Here is a 17,730-nt window from a genome sequence, read left to right on the forward strand (position 1 = left end):
AGTACCAGCTCAAACCCCGCGACTGGGCGGCCGCCGCACGCGAGGGCCGCACCATCGCCCCCCTCATCACCAAACTCAACGACGTCCGCCGACGCCATCCCGCGCTGCACCGCCTGCGCAATCTGCGCTTCCACGCGACCGACAACGATGCCGTGATCGCGTACAGCAAGAGCGAAGGGCCGGACACGGTCGTCGTGGTCGCCAACCTCGACCCCCACCACACCCAGGAGGCCACGGTCTCGTTGGACATGCCGCAACTCGGCCTGGACTGGAACGAGTCGATGCCGGTGCGCGACGAGCTCACCGGCGAGACCCACCACTGGGGCAGGGCCAACTACGTGCGCCTGCAACCGGGCGAACGGCCCGCGCACGTCCTCCACGTCCAGCGACCGTCCACCTCGTCCGAGATCGGAGGGCCCCCAGCGCCATGACTGTCAACGAGCCCGTCCCTGACATCTTCGAGGACGCCCCGGCCAGGGACCGGGACCCGGACTGGTTCAAGCGTGCCGTGTTCTACGAGGTCCTCGTCCGCTCCTTCCAGGACAGCAACGGCGACGGCGTCGGCGACCTGAAGGGCCTGACCGCCAAACTCGACTACCTCCAGTGGCTCGGCGTGGACTGCCTGTGGCTGCCGCCGTTCTTCAAGTCGCCGCTCAGGGACGGCGGCTACGACGTCTCCGACTACACCGCCGTGCTCCCGGAGTTCGGCGACCTGGCGGACTTCGTGGAGTTCGTCGACGCCGCCCACCAGCGCGGCATGCGCGTCATCATCGACTTCGTCATGAACCACACCAGCGACCAGCACCCGTGGTTCCAGCAGTCGCGCGAGGACCCGGACGGCCCCTACGGCGACTTCTACATGTGGGCCGACGACGACAAGGGCTATCCGGACGCCCGCATCATCTTCGTCGACACCGAGACCTCGAACTGGACCTTCGACCCGGTCCGCGGCCAGTACTACTTCCACCGGTTCTTCTCCCATCAGCCGGACCTGAACTACGAAAGCCCCGCGGTGCAGGAGGAGATCCTGGCCGCCCTGCGCTTCTGGCTGGACCTGGGCATCGACGGCTTCCGGCTGGACGCCGTGCCGTACCTCTACGCCGAGGAGGGCACCAACTGCGAGAACCTCCCCGCGAGCCACGCCTTCCTGAAGCGGGTGCGCAAGGAGATCGACCGGATGTTCCCGGACACCGTGCTGCTGGCGGAGGCGAACCAGTGGCCGGATGACGTCGTCGACTACTTCGGCGACTACGCCGCCGGCGGCGACGAGTGCCACATGGCCTTCCACTTCCCCGTCATGCCCCGCATCTTCATGGCCGTCCGCCGCGAAAGCCGCTACCCCGTCTCCGAGATCCTCGCCAAGACCCCCGCCATCCCCGCCACCTGCCAATGGGGCATCTTCCTGCGCAACCACGACGAGCTCACCCTCGAAATGGTCACCGACGAGGAACGCGACTACATGTGGGCCGAATACGCCAAAGACCCCCGCATGCGCGCCAACATCGGCATCCGCCGCCGCCTCGCCCCCCTCCTCGACAACGACCGCAACCAGATCGAGCTGTTCACCGCCCTGCTGCTCTCCCTGCCCGGCAGCCCGATCCTCTACTACGGCGACGAGATCGGCATGGGCGACAACATCTGGCTCGGCGACCGCGACGCCGTGCGCACCCCCATGCAGTGGACCCCCGACCGCAACGCCGGCTTCTCCTCCTGCGACCCCGGCCGCCTCTACCTGCCCACGATCATGGACCCGGTCTACGGCTACCAGGTCACCAACGTCGAGGCGTCGATGTCCTCGCCCTCCTCGCTGCTGCACTGGACCCGCCGCATGATCGAGATCCGCAAGCAGAACCCCGCCTTCGGACTCGGCTCCTACACCGAACTGCCCTCCACCAACCCCGCCGTCCTCGCCTTCCTCCGCGCGTACAAGGACGACCTGGTGCTGTGCGTCCACAACTTCTCCCGCTTCGCCCAGCCGACCGAACTCGATCTGCGGGTCTTCGAGGGACGCAGCCCGGTCGAGCTCATCGGCGGAGTGCGCTTCCCGGCCATCGGGGAACTGCCGTACCTGCTGACCCTGGCGGGACACGGGTTCTACTGGTTCCGGCTCACCGCCGACGTCGCATCCCGGACCGGCCGACGCGGGTGAGCGTTCGGCCGACGAAAGGAGGCGTGACCATGCCGAAGACCGCATCACCGGCGCCGAGCGCCCAGAGCCCGGCCGGGCCCATGACCTCGCTCGGCTCGCTGCTGCGCGAATGGCTGCCGCGACAACGCTGGTTCGCCGGCAAGGACCGGCCCGTCACCGACCTGCGTCTGCTGTCGATGACGGAGCTGTTCCCGGGCTGTCTGCATCTGCTCGTCCACGCCGAGCACGCGGACGTCGCCTCCGGTCCCGGCACGGTCCCCTCCCCCACCGGCACACCCGCCCCGCCGCCCGCCGACTGCTACCAACTGCTGCTCGGCGTACGGCGGGAACTGGCCCCGCGCCTGCACCGGGCGTTCATCGGCCGCCCCGAAGAAGGGCCGCTGGCCGGCTTCGCGGTCTACGACGCGCTGTGCGACCCGCGTTCGGCACAACTGCTCCTGGAGCGGATGCGCCACCCCGGCACCTCGGGCCCGCTGCACTTCGAGGCGGACGCGTCCGTACCGATCCCCGGCGCCCTGGTGCCCAGGCTGCTGGACGCCGAGCAGTCCAACTCCTCGATCATCTACGGGGACGAGTTCATCCTGAAGGTGTTCCGCCGCATCCAGCCGGGCGTCAACCCGGACCTGGAGGTGCCGTGGGCCCTGGCCGGACAGAACTGCACCCGGGTGCCCGCTCCGGTGGCCTGGTTCCGCACCACGCAACCGGAACCGGCCACGCTCGGGGTGCTCCAGCCGTTCCTGCGCGACGCCGCCGACGGCTGGACGCTGGCCCTGCGGGCCCTGGCCACCGGTGACGACTTCACCACCCAGGCGCACCAGTTGGGGCAGGCGACCGCCGAGGTCCACCTGGCGCTGGCCGACGCCTTCCCCACCGGCGCCCACCAGAACATCGCGCGCACCGCCGCGACGATGACCGAGAATCTGGAGGCCGCCGCGCACAGCGTCCCCGCGCTGCGCCCGTACGCGACCCGGCTGCGCACCGCGTTCGCCGCGCTGGCGAGCTGCGACGCCGGGCCGCCCGCCCAGCGCGTGCACGGCGACCTGCACCTCGGTCAGGTGCTGCGGGCCGGGCGGGAGTGGTTCGTCATCGACTTCGAGGGTGAGCCGTCGCGTCCGCTCACCGAGCGCCGCATCCCCGAGTCCCCGGTCCGGGACGTGGCGGGGATGCTGCGCTCCTTCGACTACGCCGCCCGCCAGCGCCGCCCATGGCGCCCGGAGTGGGCGCGCCGCTGCCGGGAGGCGTACTGCGCCGGCTACGCCTCCCGGGCCGGCTGGGACCCCCGTAAGAAACACGCCCTGCTACGGGCCTACGAGACGGACCGTGCCGTGTACGAAGTGCTGTACGAGGCCCGGCACCGCCCCGACTGGCTCGCCGTACCGATGGCGGCGATCGAACGTCTCGCCGTGAGAGGAGGCTGAACCGATGGCACTGCGCGACACGTCACTTCCCGAGCCGTCCGGCCCCGTCCTGCCCACGGCGGTGCGGGGGCACACGGCCCCGCCGCTGGATCCCGCCGACCGTGAGCGCCTGCTGTCCGGCGGCCACCACGACCCGCACGCGCTGCTCGGCGCGCATCCGGGGCCGGACGGGATCGTCCTGCGGGTGCTGCGTCCCTTCGCCCGTGCGGTGAGCGTGGTCGTGGACGGCGAGCGCACCCCGCTCGCCTCCGAGGGCGACGGACTGTTCTCGGCCGTACTGCCACTGGCCGCGATCCCCGAGTACACGCTGGTGGTCGGCTACGAGCGGGACGAGTACGAGGTCCACGACCCCTACCGCTTCCTGCCCGCCCTCGGCGAGCTGGATCTGCACCTGGTCCGGGAGGGCCGGCACGAGCAGCTGTGGCAGGCGCTGGGCGCGGAGCCGATGACCCACCAGGGCGTGACCGGGACACGGTTCACGGTGTGGGCGCCCAACGCCCGGGGCGTGCGCGTGGCCGGCGACTTCTGCCACTGGGACGGTACCGCCTTCCCGATGCGCTCGCTGGGCGCGGCGGGCGTGTGGGAGCTGTTCCTGCCCGGGATCGGGGAGGGCGCGAAGTACAAGTTCGAGATCACCTCGCAGTACGGCGGCCGGTTCCTCAAGGCCGACCCGATGGCACGGCGCACCGAGGTGCCGCCCGCCACCGCGTCCGTGGTGACGGCCGCGCACCACGAGTGGGGCGACCAGGAGTGGATGGCGCACCGCGCGGACGTGCCGGTGCACGAGGCGCCGTTCTCCGTGTACGAGGTCCATCTGCCGTCCTGGCGGCCGGGGTTGACGTACCGCGAGCTGGCCGAGCAGCTCCCGGCGTACGTCAAGGATCTGGGCTTCACCCATGTGGAGCTGATGCCGGTCGCCGAGCACCCCTTCGGGCCGTCCTGGGGCTACCAGGTCACCTCCTACTACGCCCCGACCGCGCGTCTGGGCTCGCCGGACGACTTCCGGTACTTCGTCGACGCCTGCCACCGGGCGGGGATCGGCGTGATCATGGACTGGGTGCCGGCGCACTTCCCCAAGGACGACTGGGCGCTGGCCCGCTTCGACGGGGACCCGCTGTACGAGCCGGGGAACGCGCAGCGCGCCGAGCATCCCGACTGGGGCACGTACGAGTTCGACTTCGCCCGCACCGAGGTGCGCAACTTCCTGGTCGCGAACGCCGTGTACTGGTGCGAGGAGTTCCACGTCGACGGCCTGCGGGTGGACGCGGTGGCCTCCATGCTCTACCTGGACTACTCGCGCGACTCGGACCAGTGGACGCCCAACGCGTACGGCGGCCGGGAGGATCTGGACGCGATGGCGTTCCTCCAGGAGATGAACGCCACCGTGTACCGGCGTGCCCCGGGCGTGGTGACCATCGCCGAGGAGTCGACCGCGTGGGGCGGGGTGACGGCGCCGACCGACAGCGGCGGCCTGGGCTTCGGGCTGAAGTGGAACATGGGCTGGATGCACGACTCGCTCCAGTACATGAGCAAGGAGCCGGTGCACCGCAAGTACCACCACCACGAGATGACGTTCTCGATGGTGTACGCCTACAGCGAGAACTACGTGCTGCCGATCTCGCACGACGAGGTGGTGCACGGCAAGCGTTCGCTGGTGTCGAAGATGCCCGGCGACTGGTGGCGGCGGCGCGCGAACCACCGTGCCTACCTGGGCTTCATGTGGGCCCATCCGGGCAAGCAACTGCTGTTCATGGGGCAGGAGTTCGCTCAGGGCGGCGAGTTCTCCGAGGAGCACGGGCCCGAGTGGTGGCTGCTCGACGAGGACCACTGCGGCGCGGGCGACCACCGCGGGGTGCGGGACCTGGTGCGCGACCTCAACACCGTCTACCGGGCCACCCCGGCCCTGTGGCAGCGCGACACCCGGCCGGAGGGCTTCCGCTGGGTGGCCGTGGACGCCGCCGACGACAACGTCTACGCGTTCCTGCGCCTCGACGCGGCCGGCGGCCCGCTGCTGGCGGTGTCGAACTTCTCCCCCGTGGTGCGCGAGGACTACCGCCTGGACGTGCCGGGCGACGTCATCGCGTGGCGCGAGGTGCTGAACACCGACGCCGGCCGTTACGGCGGGGGCGGCGTCACCAACGCGAAGCCGCTCGAACCGGACGGCGGACCCCAGGAGCGGCACATCCGTCTCACACTGCCACCGCTCGCCACACTCTGGCTGACTCCGCACCCCGCCTGAGCGGGCCGGGGCGCGGGAGACGGGACTACTTCCCAGTTCGGGACCCGTGACGTGCGGACCTGGGCTACATTCGATCCGCGTCGACCGAGACCGTCACCGGCGCAGTCACCTCCGTGAAACCCAGGAGCAGCGCATGCGCGACCTCGCCCTCGCTCCGTCCACTGTCGCCCCGCCGGCCGGTGGACTCGCGGACAGCGTCTTCGAGACCGCGGAGACCCGTCCCGACCTGCCGGTGCTCGCGCGCCGTGCCGCCCCCTCCTCCCCGGTGTGGGAGGAGGTGACCGCCGCGGAGCTGCGGGAGCAGGTGACCGACCTGGCCAGGGGGCTGGTGGCCGCCAGGATCTCGCCCGGCCACCGGGTGGCGGTCATGGCCCGTACCCGGTACGAGTGGACGGTCCTCGCGTACGCGCTGTGGGCGGTCGGCGCCGAGGTCGTCCCGATCCACCCGGCCTCCTCGCGCGAGCAGGTCGAGTGGATCCTGCGGGACTCCGAGTGCGTGGCCGTCGTCGTCGAGGACGAGCAGGGCGTGATGACGGTCGGCCCGCTGTGCGCGACGCTGCCCCGGCTGCAGCATGTGTGGCAGCTCGACGCGGACGCGCTGGCGCACCTGGCGGAGCGGGGAGCGGTGGTGCCGCCGACCACGGTGAACTCGCTGCGCCGGATCGTGCTGCCCGACGCGACCGCGGCGATCGTCTACACCTCCGGCACCACCAGCCGCGCGCGGGGCTGCGCGCTGAGCCATCGCGCGCTGGCGAACCCCTGCGACACGCTGCTGGCCGGCTGGGGGCACACCGCCGCGCCGCCCGGCGAGCAGGCGTCGGTGCTCGCCTTCCTGCCCTTCTCGCACGTGTACGGGCTGATGGTCCAGAGCCTGTGCCTGCGCGGCGGCATCCTGATGGGACACGAGCCGGAGGCGGGCGAGGAGGCGCTGGCGTCGGCGCTGCGCTCGTTCCGGCCGACGTACTTCCACGCCGTTCCCCCCGTCTTCGAGAAGATCTACAAGAACTTCCTGCGCACGGCGCAGCAGGCGGGCCGCGGCGCGCTGTTCGAGCGGGCGGCCGAGACGGCCCGGGACTTCGCCACCGCGCTGGAGCGGCAGCGGCTGGGTCAGGGCCCGGGCCCCGGCCTGGACCTTCGGCTGCAGCACGCCCTGTACGAGCGGACGGTGTACCGCAAGCTGCGGACCGAGCTGGGTGGCAGGGTGGTCCGGGCCGCCTCCGGCGGCTCCCCGCTCGGCCGCGACCTCTCCTTGTTCTTCGAGGGCATCGGCATCCACGTGCACGACGGATACGGGCTCACGGAGACCGGGGGCGGCATCACCATGCAGCCGCTGGGCCGGGAGAAGTCGGGGACCGTCGGCAAGGCCCTGCCGGGCACGGCGATCGAGGTGGCGGACGACGGGGAGATCCTGGTCCGGGGTCCGTCGCTGTTCCAGGGGTACGTGGGCGACGAGGCCGCGACCCGGGCCGTGCTGCACGACGGCTGGCTGGCCACGGGGGACGTCGGCGAGCTGGACGCCGAGGGTTACCTCACCGTCACCGGGCGCAAGAAGGACATCATCGTCACCAGCGACGGCAAGAGCGTGGCCCCGGCCGTGCTGGAGCAGCGGCTGCGCGCGCATCCGCTGGTCCGGCAGGCGGTTCTCGTGGGTGACGGCCGGCCGTGCGTGGGCGCGCTGATCACCCTGGACGCGGAGTTCCTGGCCCACTGGCGCGCGGCGTTGGCCCTGCGGGGTGACGGGCCGGAGCACGAGGCGCGGGAGGAGAACGCGCTGCGGGAGGAGATCGAGCGGGCGGTCGCCGCCGCGAACAGCACGGTGTCCCACTCGGAGTCCGTCCGGGTCTTCCGGGTGCTGTCCGCGCCCTTCGACGTGGCGGGCGGGCTGCTCACACCGTCGATGAAGCCGCGCAGGGACGCCATCGCGGAGCAGTACGCGGTCGAGATCGAAGCCATGTACCAGGCGCGCAGCCGCGCCGCACGCCGGGAGTCCGCGCACGATCCGACGGCCGACTGGGACGAGCCCGACGACGTGTTCCGCTGACGCCTCCCGCCTGCCTTTCCGCCGCCTGCGACGCCCCAAGCGTAGGCTCCTCGCCCCTGGGAACAAGACAGTGGGACGCGAGGGAAAGAAAGGACGACAGCCCGGCGACGAGGGCCGGGCCGGAAGGCGAGATGGCATTCGAGCCGCGTGGGGACGACACACTGGCCAGCGAGGGCATTCCGAGCCGCACCGCCCGCTTCGCGGGCGAGTTGCACCATGTCACGGGTGCGCGACTCGCCGCGGAGGACTTCCTCGACGAGGTGGCGCGGCACGCGCGGCCGGCGGCGCCCGAGCACTGGGACGACATCCTGCTGGTCGTGACGGAACTGGCGGCGAACGCGGTGCAGTACGCGCCGGGCCCGTTCGAGCTGCGGATGCGCCGCACCTTCGACGGGGTCCACGTCACGCTCAGCGACACCAGCACCACGCAGCCGGCCCCGCGGCCGTTCCGCCCCAGCCGGGGCGGCGGCGGTATCGGCTGGCACCTGATCCACACGCTGTGCGACCAGGTGAGCGTGGTGGTCAACGATCGCGGCAAGGACGTGCACGTCTTCCTGCCCTGGTGAGCCCGGATCACCCGGAGCCCCGGCCGCGGACGGGGTCCGGGTTCGGACGCGGCGCCGGGACCCGCACCGCGGGCCTCGCCGCACCGGCTCAGGCGCTGGTCGCCTCGCGCGGCGGAAGGGCCTGGTAGTAGGCGCCCACCCGCGTCAGATACTCCGGGTCCCTGGTCTCGCTGTCGGTCCTGAACCGCGGCGCGGCCTTGATCTGCCCGCGCGAACAGGCCACCGTGATCCTCCGCTCCGCGGAGTCGATGCCGGCGACCATGCCGACCGGGACCATGACGCTCCTGCCGAACACCCACACCCCGGTGTCCACGACCAGGTGCCGCATCCCTGAGTGACCGCCCTCCCGGTCCACGTGGCCCACGGTGCCGTCGTCGGCGACGACGGTGAAACCGGTCAGGTCCTCTTCCTCGGTGCGAGCGACCTGCGGCGGATACGACCAGATTCTGTCTATGGTCACGCTGCTCCTTCCTCCCCGGGCTGACGTGTCACGAGCGTCGGGCCGACATCCCGGCACATCGGCTCCCACCGCACCAACTACCCGTCTGTGACCACGGCATTCGGAGAGACGTTCCCGGGCGGGGAGGCGAGCAGTTCCAGCGTTCCGGTCATGTCCAGCAGCCGCTCCAGTACGGCCGGACGCTCGTCCAGGTGGAGTGCGAGACCCGCCTCGTCCGCGAGGCGGCGGATCCGGAGCAGCGCGGACAGGCCGGAGGAGTCGACGCTCTGGAGCCGCGAGAAGTCGAGGCGTATGCCGACGACCGGGTTCCGTGCCGCGTGGCGCCGGGTGAGCGCGACGGTCACCGCGTCGACGAGTTCGCGACTGGTGAGGTAGTCGAGGTCGCCCTCCACATGTACCGCGACGGCGGTTCCTCGGGTCTCGACGGAGAGGCTGAAGAGTGAAGGCGGCATTGTTGTCATACGGGTGCTTCCGGGGCCGGGGTCTTCGGGTCGTTCCGAAAGGAGCGTCATGCCGAACGGCGGCGCCGTCGGGCATGGGGCGCCCTGCGGTCAAACCGTCCGCGTACCCCTGAACCACGAGGTCATGCACCCCGTGCGGGGGTGAATTCCGGGGTCCGGATATGGACGCGTGAGTTTTGTTCGGGGCGGGCCGAGTGGGTTAGCCTGCCCCGTATTTCTCATCACGCAGATCCGTGAAATCACGGAAATGCACGCACGTCGGCGGGCCTGCCACGGCCCGATGGAGAAGTGCGAGTCCTCGCCGGCGAGGACTCCTGGGGAGCGGGACGAGGGTGCGCATGACCAGCGAGAGAACCGAGGTCCTCGACGCCGTGCCGGGCGACCGGGAGCTTCGGCAGCTCCTGGCCGGCCTGACGGCCGTGCGGGACGGCGACTTCGGCACGCGCCTGCCGGAGGACGCCGACGGGCTCATGGGCGACATCGCGACCGTGTTCAACGGCATGGTCGACCAGTTGTCGGTGTTCACCTCCGAGGTCACCCGGGTGGCCCGGGAGGTCGGCACCGAGGGCACGCTCGGCGGTCAGGCGGAGGTGCCGGGGGTCTCGGGCACCTGGGCCGATCTGACCGACTCGGTCAATGCCATGGCGGGCAACCTCACCACCCAGGTGCGTGACATCGCGCAGGTGGCGACGGCGGTGGCCAAGGGCGATCTGTCGCAGAAGATCGACGTGCCCGCGCGCGGCGAGATCCTTCAGCTGAAGGAGACCGTCAACACGATGGTCGACCAGCTCTCCGCGTTCGCCGACGAGGTCACCCGCGTCGCCCGCGAGGTCGGCACCGAAGGACGCCTCGGCGGACAGGCCAAGGTGCCCGGCGTGGCGGGTGTGTGGCGGGACCTGACCGACTCGGTCAACTTCATGGCGGGCAACCTCACCGCCCAGGTCCGCAACGTCGCCCAGGTGACGACCGCGGTGGCCGAGGGCGACCTCTCCCAGAAGATCACCGTCGACGCCCGCGGCGAGATCCTCGAACTCAAGAACACCATCAACACGATGGTCGACCAGCTCTCCGCCTTCGCCGACGAGGTCACCCGCGTCGCCCGCGAGGTCGGCACCGAAGGACGCCTCGGCGGACAGGCCGACGTCCAGGGCGTCAGGGGCACCTGGCGGGACCTGACCGACTCGGTCAACTTCATGGCGGGCAACCTCACCGCCCAGGTCCGCAACGTCGCCCAGGTGGCGACGGCGGTCGCCGAGGGCGACCTCTCCCAGAAGATCACCGTCGACGCCCGCGGCGAGATCCTCGAACTCAAGAACACCATCAACACGATGGTCGACCAGCTCTCCGCCTTCGCCGACGAGGTCACCCGCGTCGCCCGCGAGGTCGGCACCGAAGGACGCCTCGGCGGACAGGCCGACGTCCAGGGCGTGTCCGGGACGTGGAAGGACCTCACCGACAACGTCAACGTGATGGCGTCCAACCTGACCGGGCAGGTCCGTTCGATCGCCCAGGTCGCCACGGCGGTGGCCCGGGGCGATCTGTCCCGGAAGATCACGGTCGAGGCCGAGGGCGAGGTCGCGGCCCTGGCCGACGTGATCAACACGATGGTCGACACGCTGTCCGCGTTCGCCGACGAGGTCACCCGCGTCGCCCGCGAGGTCGGCACCGAAGGACGCCTCGGCGGACAGGCCCATGTGCCCAACGTCGCCGGCACCTGGAAGGACCTCACCGACAACGTCAACTCGATGGCGAACAACCTCACCGGCCAGGTCCGCAACATCGCGCTGGTGACGACCGCGGTGGCCAGGGGCGACCTGTCGAAGAAGATCGACGTCGACGCGCGCGGCGAGATCCTGGAGCTGAAGACGACCATCAACACGATGGTCGACACGCTGTCCGCGTTCGCCGACGAGGTCACCCGCGTCGCCCGCGAGGTCGGCACCGAGGGACGCCTCGGCGGACAGGCCGAGGTGGAGGGTGTGTCGGGCACCTGGAAGCGGCTCACGGAGAACGTCAACGAGCTGGCCGGCAACCTGACCCGGCAGGTGCGGGCGATCGGCGCGGTGGCCAGCGCCGTGGCCGAGGGCGACCTGACCCGCTCCATCACCGTGGAGGCCTCCGGCGAGGTCGCCGAACTCAAGGACAACATCAACTCCATGGTGGAGTCCCTGCGCGAGACCACCCGGGCCAACCAGGAGCAGGACTGGCTCAAGAGCAACCTGGCGCGGATCACCGGTCTGATGCAGGGCCACCGCGACCTGCCGGTCGTCGCCGAACTCATCATGGACGAGCTGACCCCGCTGGTGTCGGCCCAGTACGGCGCCTTCTACCTGGCCGAGGACGGCGAGCGCGGCCCCGAGCTGCGGCTCGTCGGCTCCTACGGCAGCCCCGACGACGAGCGGCCCACCCGCTTCTCCTTCGGCCGCTCGCTGGTCGGCCAGGCCGCGCGCAGCCGCCGTACCATCACGGTCGACGAGCTGCCTGCGGGGTACGTCACCATCTCCTCGGGGCTCGGCCGGGCGGTGCCGAGCGCGCTGATCCTGCTGCCGATCCTGTTCGAGGACCAGGTCCTCGGCGTCATCGAGCTGGCGTCGGTGGCCGCGTTCACTCCGGTGCACCGGGACTTCCTGGAGCAGTTGCGCGAAGCCCTCGGGGTCAACGTCAACACCATCGTGGCCAACGCGCGCACCGACGAACTGCTGGACGAGTCGCAGCGGCTGACGGCCGAACTCCAGGCCCGTTCGGCCGAGTTGCAGTCCCAGCAGGACGAGCTGCAGCGCTCCAACGCCGAACTGGAGGACAAGGCCTCGCTGCTGGCGGAGCAGAACCGCGACATCGAGGCGAAGAACCTCCAGATCGAGCAGGCCCGGCAGGAACTGGAGGCCCGCGCCCAGCAGTTGTCGCTGGCCTCGAAGTACAAGTCGGAGTTCCTGGCCAACATGAGCCACGAGCTGCGCACCCCGCTCAACAGCCTGCTCATCCTGGCCCAGTTGCTCGCGCAGAACCCCTCGCGCAACCTCACCCCGAAGCAGGTCGAGTACGCGGGGATCATCCACTCCGCGGGCAGCGACCTGCTCCAGCTGATCAACGACATCCTGGACCTGTCGAAGGTCGAGGCGGGCAAGATGGACGTCACCCCGGAGCGGGTGTCGCTGCGCCAGCTCATCGACTACGTCGAGGCCACCTTCCAGCCGATGACGACGCAGAAGGGCCTCCAGTTCGCGGTGACCACCGCGGCGGGCGCGCCCGCGGACCTGCTCACCGACGACTCCCGGCTGCGCCAGATCCTGCGCAACCTGCTGTCCAACGCGGTGAAGTTCACCGAGCAGGGCGGCGTCGAGCTGCGCATCGAGCCGGCCGCGGACGGAGAGGTGCCCGACGGTGTCGTGCGGGGCGGCGCGGTCGTGGCCTTCCGGGTCAAGGACACCGGCATCGGCATCCCGGAACAGCACCTGGAGACGATCTTCGGCGCGTTCCAGCAGGCGGACGGCACCACCAGCCGCAAGTACGGCGGGACCGGCCTCGGGCTGTCCATCACCCGGGAGATCGCGCATCTGCTCGGCGGTGCCGTCGCCGTGGACAGCGTGCCCGGCCGGGGCAGCACGTTCACGCTCTTCCTGCCGGTGGCCCGCCCCGACTTCGAGCAGGTGCTCGGCGGCGGCCGGGCCCCGCACAAGGCGCCGGCCGAACTGGTGCCGGCCGCCGCGGCGGACCGGGAGGCCGGGCGTGCGCTCCCGGTCGGCGACGGGCCGCGCAGGCGGCGGCTGCTGGTCGTCGAGGAGCGCTCCCGCGGGCTGCTCACCCTGGTCGCGGAGAGCGTGGTCGCGGACGTGGTCCGGCACGGCGCCGACGACACGGGTGCCCTGCCCACCATCGACGTCATCACCGCCATGGGGGCGCAGGAGGCCGCGGGGGCGCTGGCCTCCGAGCCGTGCCACTGCGTCGTCCTCGACCTGGACATGCCCGAGGGGGAGGCGTCCCGGTTCCTCCAGGCGCTCCAGGGCGACTCGGCGCTGGCGGGCGTGCCGGTGCTGGTGCACAGCGGCCGGCGTCCGGAGGTGGCCCGCGCGGAGGCGCTGCGCTCGCGCGGGGACGACGGCTCGCTGGAGTTCCTCTCCAGCCTCGACGAGCTGCGCGAGCGCATCGCCCTGCACCTGTCGGCCGAGGAGCCCGGGGACGTGCTGTCGCTGGTGCGGGCGGAGGAACCGCAGGACCTCGCGCCACCCGTCGACGGCGCCTTCGCCGGGCATACGGTCCTCGTCGTCGACGACGACGCGCGCAACCTGTTCGCGCTCAGCGGGATCCTGGAGCTGCACGGCTTCCGGGTGCTGCACGCGGAGAACGGGCGCAAGGGCATCGAGACACTGGTCGGCAACCCCGACGTCGCGCTCGTCCTGATGGACGTGATGATGCCGGAGATGGACGGCTACACCGCGACGGCCGAGATCCGCAGGCTGCCGCAGTACGCGGAGCTGCCGATCATCGCCGTCACCGCGAAGGCGATGCCGGGGGACCGGGAGAAGTCGCTGGCGTCCGGGGCGAGCGACTACGTCACCAAGCCCGTGGACACGGACGACCTCATCGCCTGCGTCCGGCACTGGCTGTCCGCGTGAGCGCGTCGGTGCCCGCCCCGCGCACCGGCGGGGCGGGCCCGCCCCTCCGCGGCACCTCCCGCACCCCCGCGCCGTTCAGCCGAGGAGCTTGTCGATCGTGAGCACGTCCGAGCAGCAGCGCGATCCGGCCGCCGCCGGGCCGGGTCAGGAGCCGTCCGTGTCCGGGGCGCCGTCGCCCGCCGGCGACGCGGCGCCCAACTCCACGTCTCCCGTGGGGCGGTTGGCCGCCACCGTGGAGCGGCTGCGCCGCGAGGTGCGGGCGGCGCAGGCGGAGGCCGAGGGCCGGGCCCTGGTCGAACTCGCCAAGGGCATCCTGGTGGAGCGGCTGGGCTGCGGTCCGGCGCAGGCCGCCCGGCAGCTCGCCGAGCTGGCCGAGCAGGCCCGGCTGACGCCGCTGGAGTTCGCGGTGGAGGTCATCAACCAGGCCGCGCGCGACCGTGTCTCCGAGGTCACCGACGCCTTCCTGGCCGCCGCCGAGGGAGCCCTGGAGCGCGCTTCGGCCGTGCGGCTGCGCGCCGCGGAGAGCGGCGCGCTGGCCGCGGACGACACGCAGGCCGTCGCCGACTCGCTGCTGGAGCACGCGCTGTGCCCGCTGGGCGCGGTGGCCGTGGCGGTCTGGGCGGCGGGCGCCGACGGCTCGCTGACCCTGTCGGGCAGCGCGGGTTTCTCCCCGGCGGAGGCCACCCGGTGGCGCTATGTGCCGCCGGAGGTGTCCACGGTGGCCCGCCGGGGGCTCAGCGAGCGCACCGGGCAGTGGTTCTCCTCGCTCGCCACGACCGGACTGCCCACCATCGGGCGGCACCTGCATCCGGACGGGGGCCGGGTGGCGGTGCCCGCGGGCACCGGCGGCCGCATCCACGGGGTGCTGGAGATCGCCTGGCCCGGACCGCTGGAGCCGCAGCCGCCGCAGGTCGTACGCCAGGTGGAGGCCCTCGCCGAACTGTGCGCGCACACGCTGGAGACGTCCACGCTGCCTCAGGAGGTGGGGCAGGAACCGCGGGTGCTGCCGGACGCCGCCGAGCTGATGGACCTGGCCGACGGACTGCACGACCCGGCCCTGGTGCTGGTCCCGCACGTCGACGGCGACGGGCAGCTGGTCGACTTCCGCATCCAGCACGTCAACAGCCGCTTCCTGGACCCGGCCGGCCGGCCGCGGGCCGTGGTCAACGGCGCGCTGCTCCTGGAGGCCTTCCCCATGGCCGCCGGGAAGAGCGAGCTGTTCCAGCGGGTGGAGCGGGTGTACGCCACAGGTGAGGCGTACCGGGCGCAGCGGATGCATCTGACGGCGCTGGTCGACCAGGTGCCGCTGTCGGCGGTGGCGGACATCAGCATCAGCCGGCACGGCGGCTGCGTGCTGCTGATCTGGCGCATCGAGGACGAGACGGCCCGGCTGGCGAGTCTGCTCCAGCACGCGCAGCGCCTCGGCCGGATCGGCGGCTTCGAGGAGAATCTGCTGACCAGTGAGATCACCTGGAACGACCAGCTGTTCGGCCTCTACGGCCGTGACCCTTCGAGCACGCCGGTGCCGCTGGAGGAACTGCCCGCGCACGCCCACCCGGACGACGCCGCGGCCATCCGGCGGTTCCTGCGCACGCTGCTGCACCACCGCCGTCCGGCCTCCGCGGCCTTCCGGCTGCAGCGGCCGGACGGGGTGACCCGGCACATCCGGGTGGTGGCCGAGCCGGTCCTGGACACCGACGGGCGGCTGTTCGTGGTGCGCGGGGCCTACCAGGACATCTCCGCGCAGCACTGGACGGAGGTCGCGCTCGCCGCCACCCGCGACCAGCTCGCGCACACCGAGCAGCAGGCGACCGAGCGCAACCGGCTGACGCTCCAGTTGCAGCACGCCATCATGCCGCCGGCCCAGGCACCGCTGCGGGTCAGCGGCCTGGACGTGGCGGTGCGCTACCGGCCGGCGGAGACCGAGCATCTGGTGGGCGGCGACTGGTACGACGTGGTGGTGCTGCCCTCCGGGCTCGTGCTGCTGTGCGTCGGCGACGTCGCCGGGCACGGCATAGAGGCGGCCACCAGCATGGTGGTGCTGCGCAACGCGCTGCGGGGCCTGGCCGTGACCGGGGCCGGGCCCGGCCAGCTGCTGTCGTGGCTCAACATCGTGGCGCACCACCTGACCGGCGCCGTCACCGCCACGGCGGTCTGCGCCCTGTACGACCCCGCGCGGCGCACCCTGCGCTGGGCCCGGGCCGGGCATCTGCCGCCCGTCCTGGTCCGCGGGGCGGAGGCGGCCCCGCTGCCGCTGGTCCGGGGCATGCTGCTGGGTGCGGTGCCGGAGGCCGTGTACGAGGAGGCCGAGCTGCAGTTCGCGCCGCAGGACACGCTGCTGATGTACACCGACGGTCTGATCGAGCGCCGGGACCGCTCCGTGGAGGAGTCGCTGAGCCATCTGCTGACCACGGCCCGTTCGGCGCCCAGGACCCTGGAGCAGCAGCTCGACCGGTTGCTGACGTACAGCAAGTCGGACACGGACGACGACACCTGCATCGTGGGCATCCGCGTCGCCTGACGGCGAGCGGGCGCGGACGGGGTGCGAGGCATGGGAGCCCGGTTCAGGGGTAGACGCGGGGGCGCGGTGCGGGTTGCTCCCGTCGCCGGTGATGAGAAACGGATCACGTCACCGGTGCGGGCCCGGTGTGCGTCGAAGGCGTCGCCGGGGGGTAACCGGCACTGGCCGGCGTCAGCATTCGTTGGAGGTATTCGTGCCCCTTGCCCACAATCCGCTGTCCGTGGAGGTCACCCTGCCGCGGGAGGATGTCGCCCTGCTCACGGTCGAGGGTTACCTGGACGTCGACACCGCCACCGAGTTGCAGGCCCATCTGGCCAACCAGCTCCATCACGGCCGACGGCACTTCCTGCTGGAGCTGTCCGCCGTTCCCTTCATGGACTCCTCGGGCATGAACATCATCCTGCGGGTGTACCAGGAGGCCCGGGAGCGGGCGGGCAGTGTGCACATCATCGCCCCGGCCCCGGCGGTGCTGCGGATCCTGGAGCTCACGGGCGTCAGCATCACGGTGCCGGTCTCGCGGACCGCCGAGGAGGCGCTGGCCCTGGTGGACCGGCAGCCGGAGGAGCCGGGGGCGAAGTGAGCGCGGGGGCGGGCGCGGAGGCCTCGGGGTGCGCGGGGGGAGAGCGTCGGACGGGGCCGTCGTCGCCCGCCGCGCCGACGGCGTGGATCAGCGCCGACGCGACCGCGCAGAACCCCTCCAGCCCGGTCAGCAGCGCCATCCGCTGGCCCGTCGGCATCCGCTCCACGACCGACCGCAGCTCCGCCTCCCGGCGCGCCCGCACATCGGCGAGGAACGCGCGGCCGCGGCGGCTGAGGCGCAGTTCCACCTCGCGGCGGCTGGTGGCGGCCACCTGCCGCCGTACGAAGCCCACCGCCTGCAGCCGGTCGCACAGCCTGCTCGTGGACGGTGGCGTGGAGCCCAGGGCGGCAGCGAGGGTGCGCAGGTTGACGCCCTCGTTGCGTTCGAGGACGAACAGCACCCTGAGCTGGGAGGCGGAGACGGGTGCCGTGGACGCGCGGCCCCACAGCACCTCCAGCAGCTCCGCCGCCGCGGAGGTCGCGCGCGCCGCCTCGCCGGGCGACCGCGGGCGCGGGTGGGAGGACGTCACGCTGACACTCTCGCAGGGTTGAGAGAGGCTGTCAGCTCGCCCCTCTGGGCCCTCACGAGGTGTCGTACGCGGTCGGCCTGTGGTTACAGTTGTCGCCCGGCAAGAGTCGCACCGCGGTGCCGCCCGGGGGGCGGATTCGGAACGGTGCAACGC

11 protein-coding genes and 1 pseudogene are annotated in these 17,730 nt (G+C 71.9%); 9 read left to right on the plus strand and 3 right to left on the minus strand.

What is annotated here, in order from left to right; translation table 11 throughout:
* The 6 genes from ACIP4X_RS33890 to ACIP4X_RS33915 all read left to right on the plus strand — a co-directional run.
* The coding region (locus tag ACIP4X_RS33890) for a DUF3459 domain-containing protein (RefSeq protein ID WP_391460214.1) at positions 1-431 on the plus strand (431 nt) is incomplete at its 5' end.
* Positions 428-2,149 carry a maltose alpha-D-glucosyltransferase gene (gene treS / locus ACIP4X_RS33895; protein ID WP_391460212.1) on the plus strand — a complete coding sequence of 574 codons (1,722 nt, stop codon included), beginning with the start codon at positions 428-430 and terminating at the stop codon, positions 2,147-2,149. The genes ACIP4X_RS33890 and treS, both read left to right, overlap by 4 nt.
* Positions 2,150-2,178: 29 nt before the next feature.
* The gene (locus tag ACIP4X_RS33900) at positions 2,179-3,567 is read left to right on the plus strand and encodes a maltokinase N-terminal cap-like domain-containing protein (RefSeq protein ID WP_358737392.1); all 1,389 of its coding nucleotides are present in this window, start codon (positions 2,179-2,181) and stop codon (positions 3,565-3,567) included.
* 4 nt (positions 3,568-3,571) lie between these two features.
* Positions 3,572-5,806: a 1,4-alpha-glucan branching enzyme gene (gene glgB / locus ACIP4X_RS33905; protein WP_358737390.1), complete on the plus strand. Its 2,235-nt coding sequence runs from the start codon at positions 3,572-3,574 to the stop codon at positions 5,804-5,806.
* Positions 5,807-5,939: 133 nt separating this feature from the next.
* Entirely contained in the window at positions 5,940-7,847 is a 1,908-nt protein-coding gene (locus ACIP4X_RS33910) for an AMP-dependent synthetase/ligase (protein ID WP_358737389.1), read from the plus strand.
* Between the two features lie 131 nt (positions 7,848-7,978).
* Complete coding sequence (locus ACIP4X_RS33915) at positions 7,979-8,413, plus strand: ATP-binding protein (protein WP_358737387.1); 435 nt, start codon at positions 7,979-7,981, stop codon at positions 8,411-8,413.
* An 88-nt stretch (positions 8,414-8,501) separates the two neighbouring features.
* Here the strand turns inward: ACIP4X_RS33915 and ACIP4X_RS33920 are convergent, their stop codons facing one another.
* The gene (locus ACIP4X_RS33920) at positions 8,502-8,873 is read right to left on the minus strand and encodes a PRC-barrel domain-containing protein (RefSeq protein WP_401352142.1); all 372 of its coding nucleotides are present in this window, start codon (positions 8,871-8,873) and stop codon (positions 8,502-8,504) included.
* Positions 8,874-8,950: 77 nt separating this feature from the next.
* Positions 8,951-9,325: an STAS domain-containing protein gene (locus tag ACIP4X_RS33925; protein ID WP_358737383.1), complete on the minus strand. Its 375-nt coding sequence runs from the start codon at positions 9,323-9,325 to the stop codon at positions 8,951-8,953.
* A 347-nt stretch (positions 9,326-9,672) separates the two neighbouring features.
* On the opposite strand from ACIP4X_RS33925, the gene ACIP4X_RS33930 reads away from it, so the two are divergent.
* The 3 genes from ACIP4X_RS33930 (at position 9,673) to ACIP4X_RS33940 (ending at position 17,048) form a co-directional block, all read left to right on the plus strand.
* Positions 9,673-13,947, plus strand: coding sequence for a HAMP domain-containing protein (locus ACIP4X_RS33930; protein WP_358737382.1), 4,275 nt, complete (start codon positions 9,673-9,675; stop codon positions 13,945-13,947).
* A gap of 97 nt (positions 13,948-14,044) precedes the next feature.
* Positions 14,045-16,468 carry a SpoIIE family protein phosphatase gene (locus ACIP4X_RS33935; RefSeq protein ID WP_401352146.1) on the plus strand — a complete coding sequence of 808 codons (2,424 nt, stop codon included), beginning with the start codon at positions 14,045-14,047 and terminating at the stop codon, positions 16,466-16,468.
* A 193-nt stretch (positions 16,469-16,661) separates the two neighbouring features.
* Positions 16,662-17,048: an STAS domain-containing protein gene (locus tag ACIP4X_RS33940; RefSeq protein ID WP_358737380.1), complete on the plus strand. Its 387-nt coding sequence runs from the start codon at positions 16,662-16,664 to the stop codon at positions 17,046-17,048.
* Positions 17,049-17,130: 82 nt separating this feature from the next.
* Here the strand turns inward: ACIP4X_RS33940 and ACIP4X_RS33945 are convergent.
* A pseudogene (locus ACIP4X_RS33945) lies at positions 17,131-17,577 on the minus strand (MarR family winged helix-turn-helix transcriptional regulator); the annotation flags it as partial.
* Positions 17,578-17,730 lie beyond the last annotated feature (153 nt).

It is taken from the genome of Streptomyces sp. NPDC088817, from assembly GCF_044750345.1.
Lineage (GTDB): Bacteria > Actinomycetota > Actinomycetes > Streptomycetales > Streptomycetaceae > Streptomyces.

Bases quoted from the DNA above. Each gene is read 5' to 3' on its own strand.
- treS (WP_391460212.1), top strand. From the start codon at position 428: ATGACTGTCAACGAGCCCGTCCCTGACATCTTCGAGGACGCCCCGGCC.
- ACIP4X_RS33900 (WP_358737392.1), top strand. From the start codon at position 2,179: ATGCCGAAGACCGCATCACCGGCGCCGAGCGCCCAGAGCCCGGCCGGG.
- glgB (WP_358737390.1), top strand. From the start codon at position 3,572: ATGGCACTGCGCGACACGTCACTTCCCGAGCCGTCCGGCCCCGTCCTG.
- ACIP4X_RS33910 (WP_358737389.1), top strand. From the start codon at position 5,940: ATGCGCGACCTCGCCCTCGCTCCGTCCACTGTCGCCCCGCCGGCCGGT.
- ACIP4X_RS33915 (WP_358737387.1), top strand. From the start codon at position 7,979: ATGGCATTCGAGCCGCGTGGGGACGACACACTGGCCAGCGAGGGCATT.
- ACIP4X_RS33925 (WP_358737383.1), bottom strand. From the start codon at position 9,325: ATGCCGCCTTCACTCTTCAGCCTCTCCGTCGAGACCCGAGGAACCGCC.
- ACIP4X_RS33930 (WP_358737382.1), top strand. From the start codon at position 9,673: ATGACCAGCGAGAGAACCGAGGTCCTCGACGCCGTGCCGGGCGACCGG.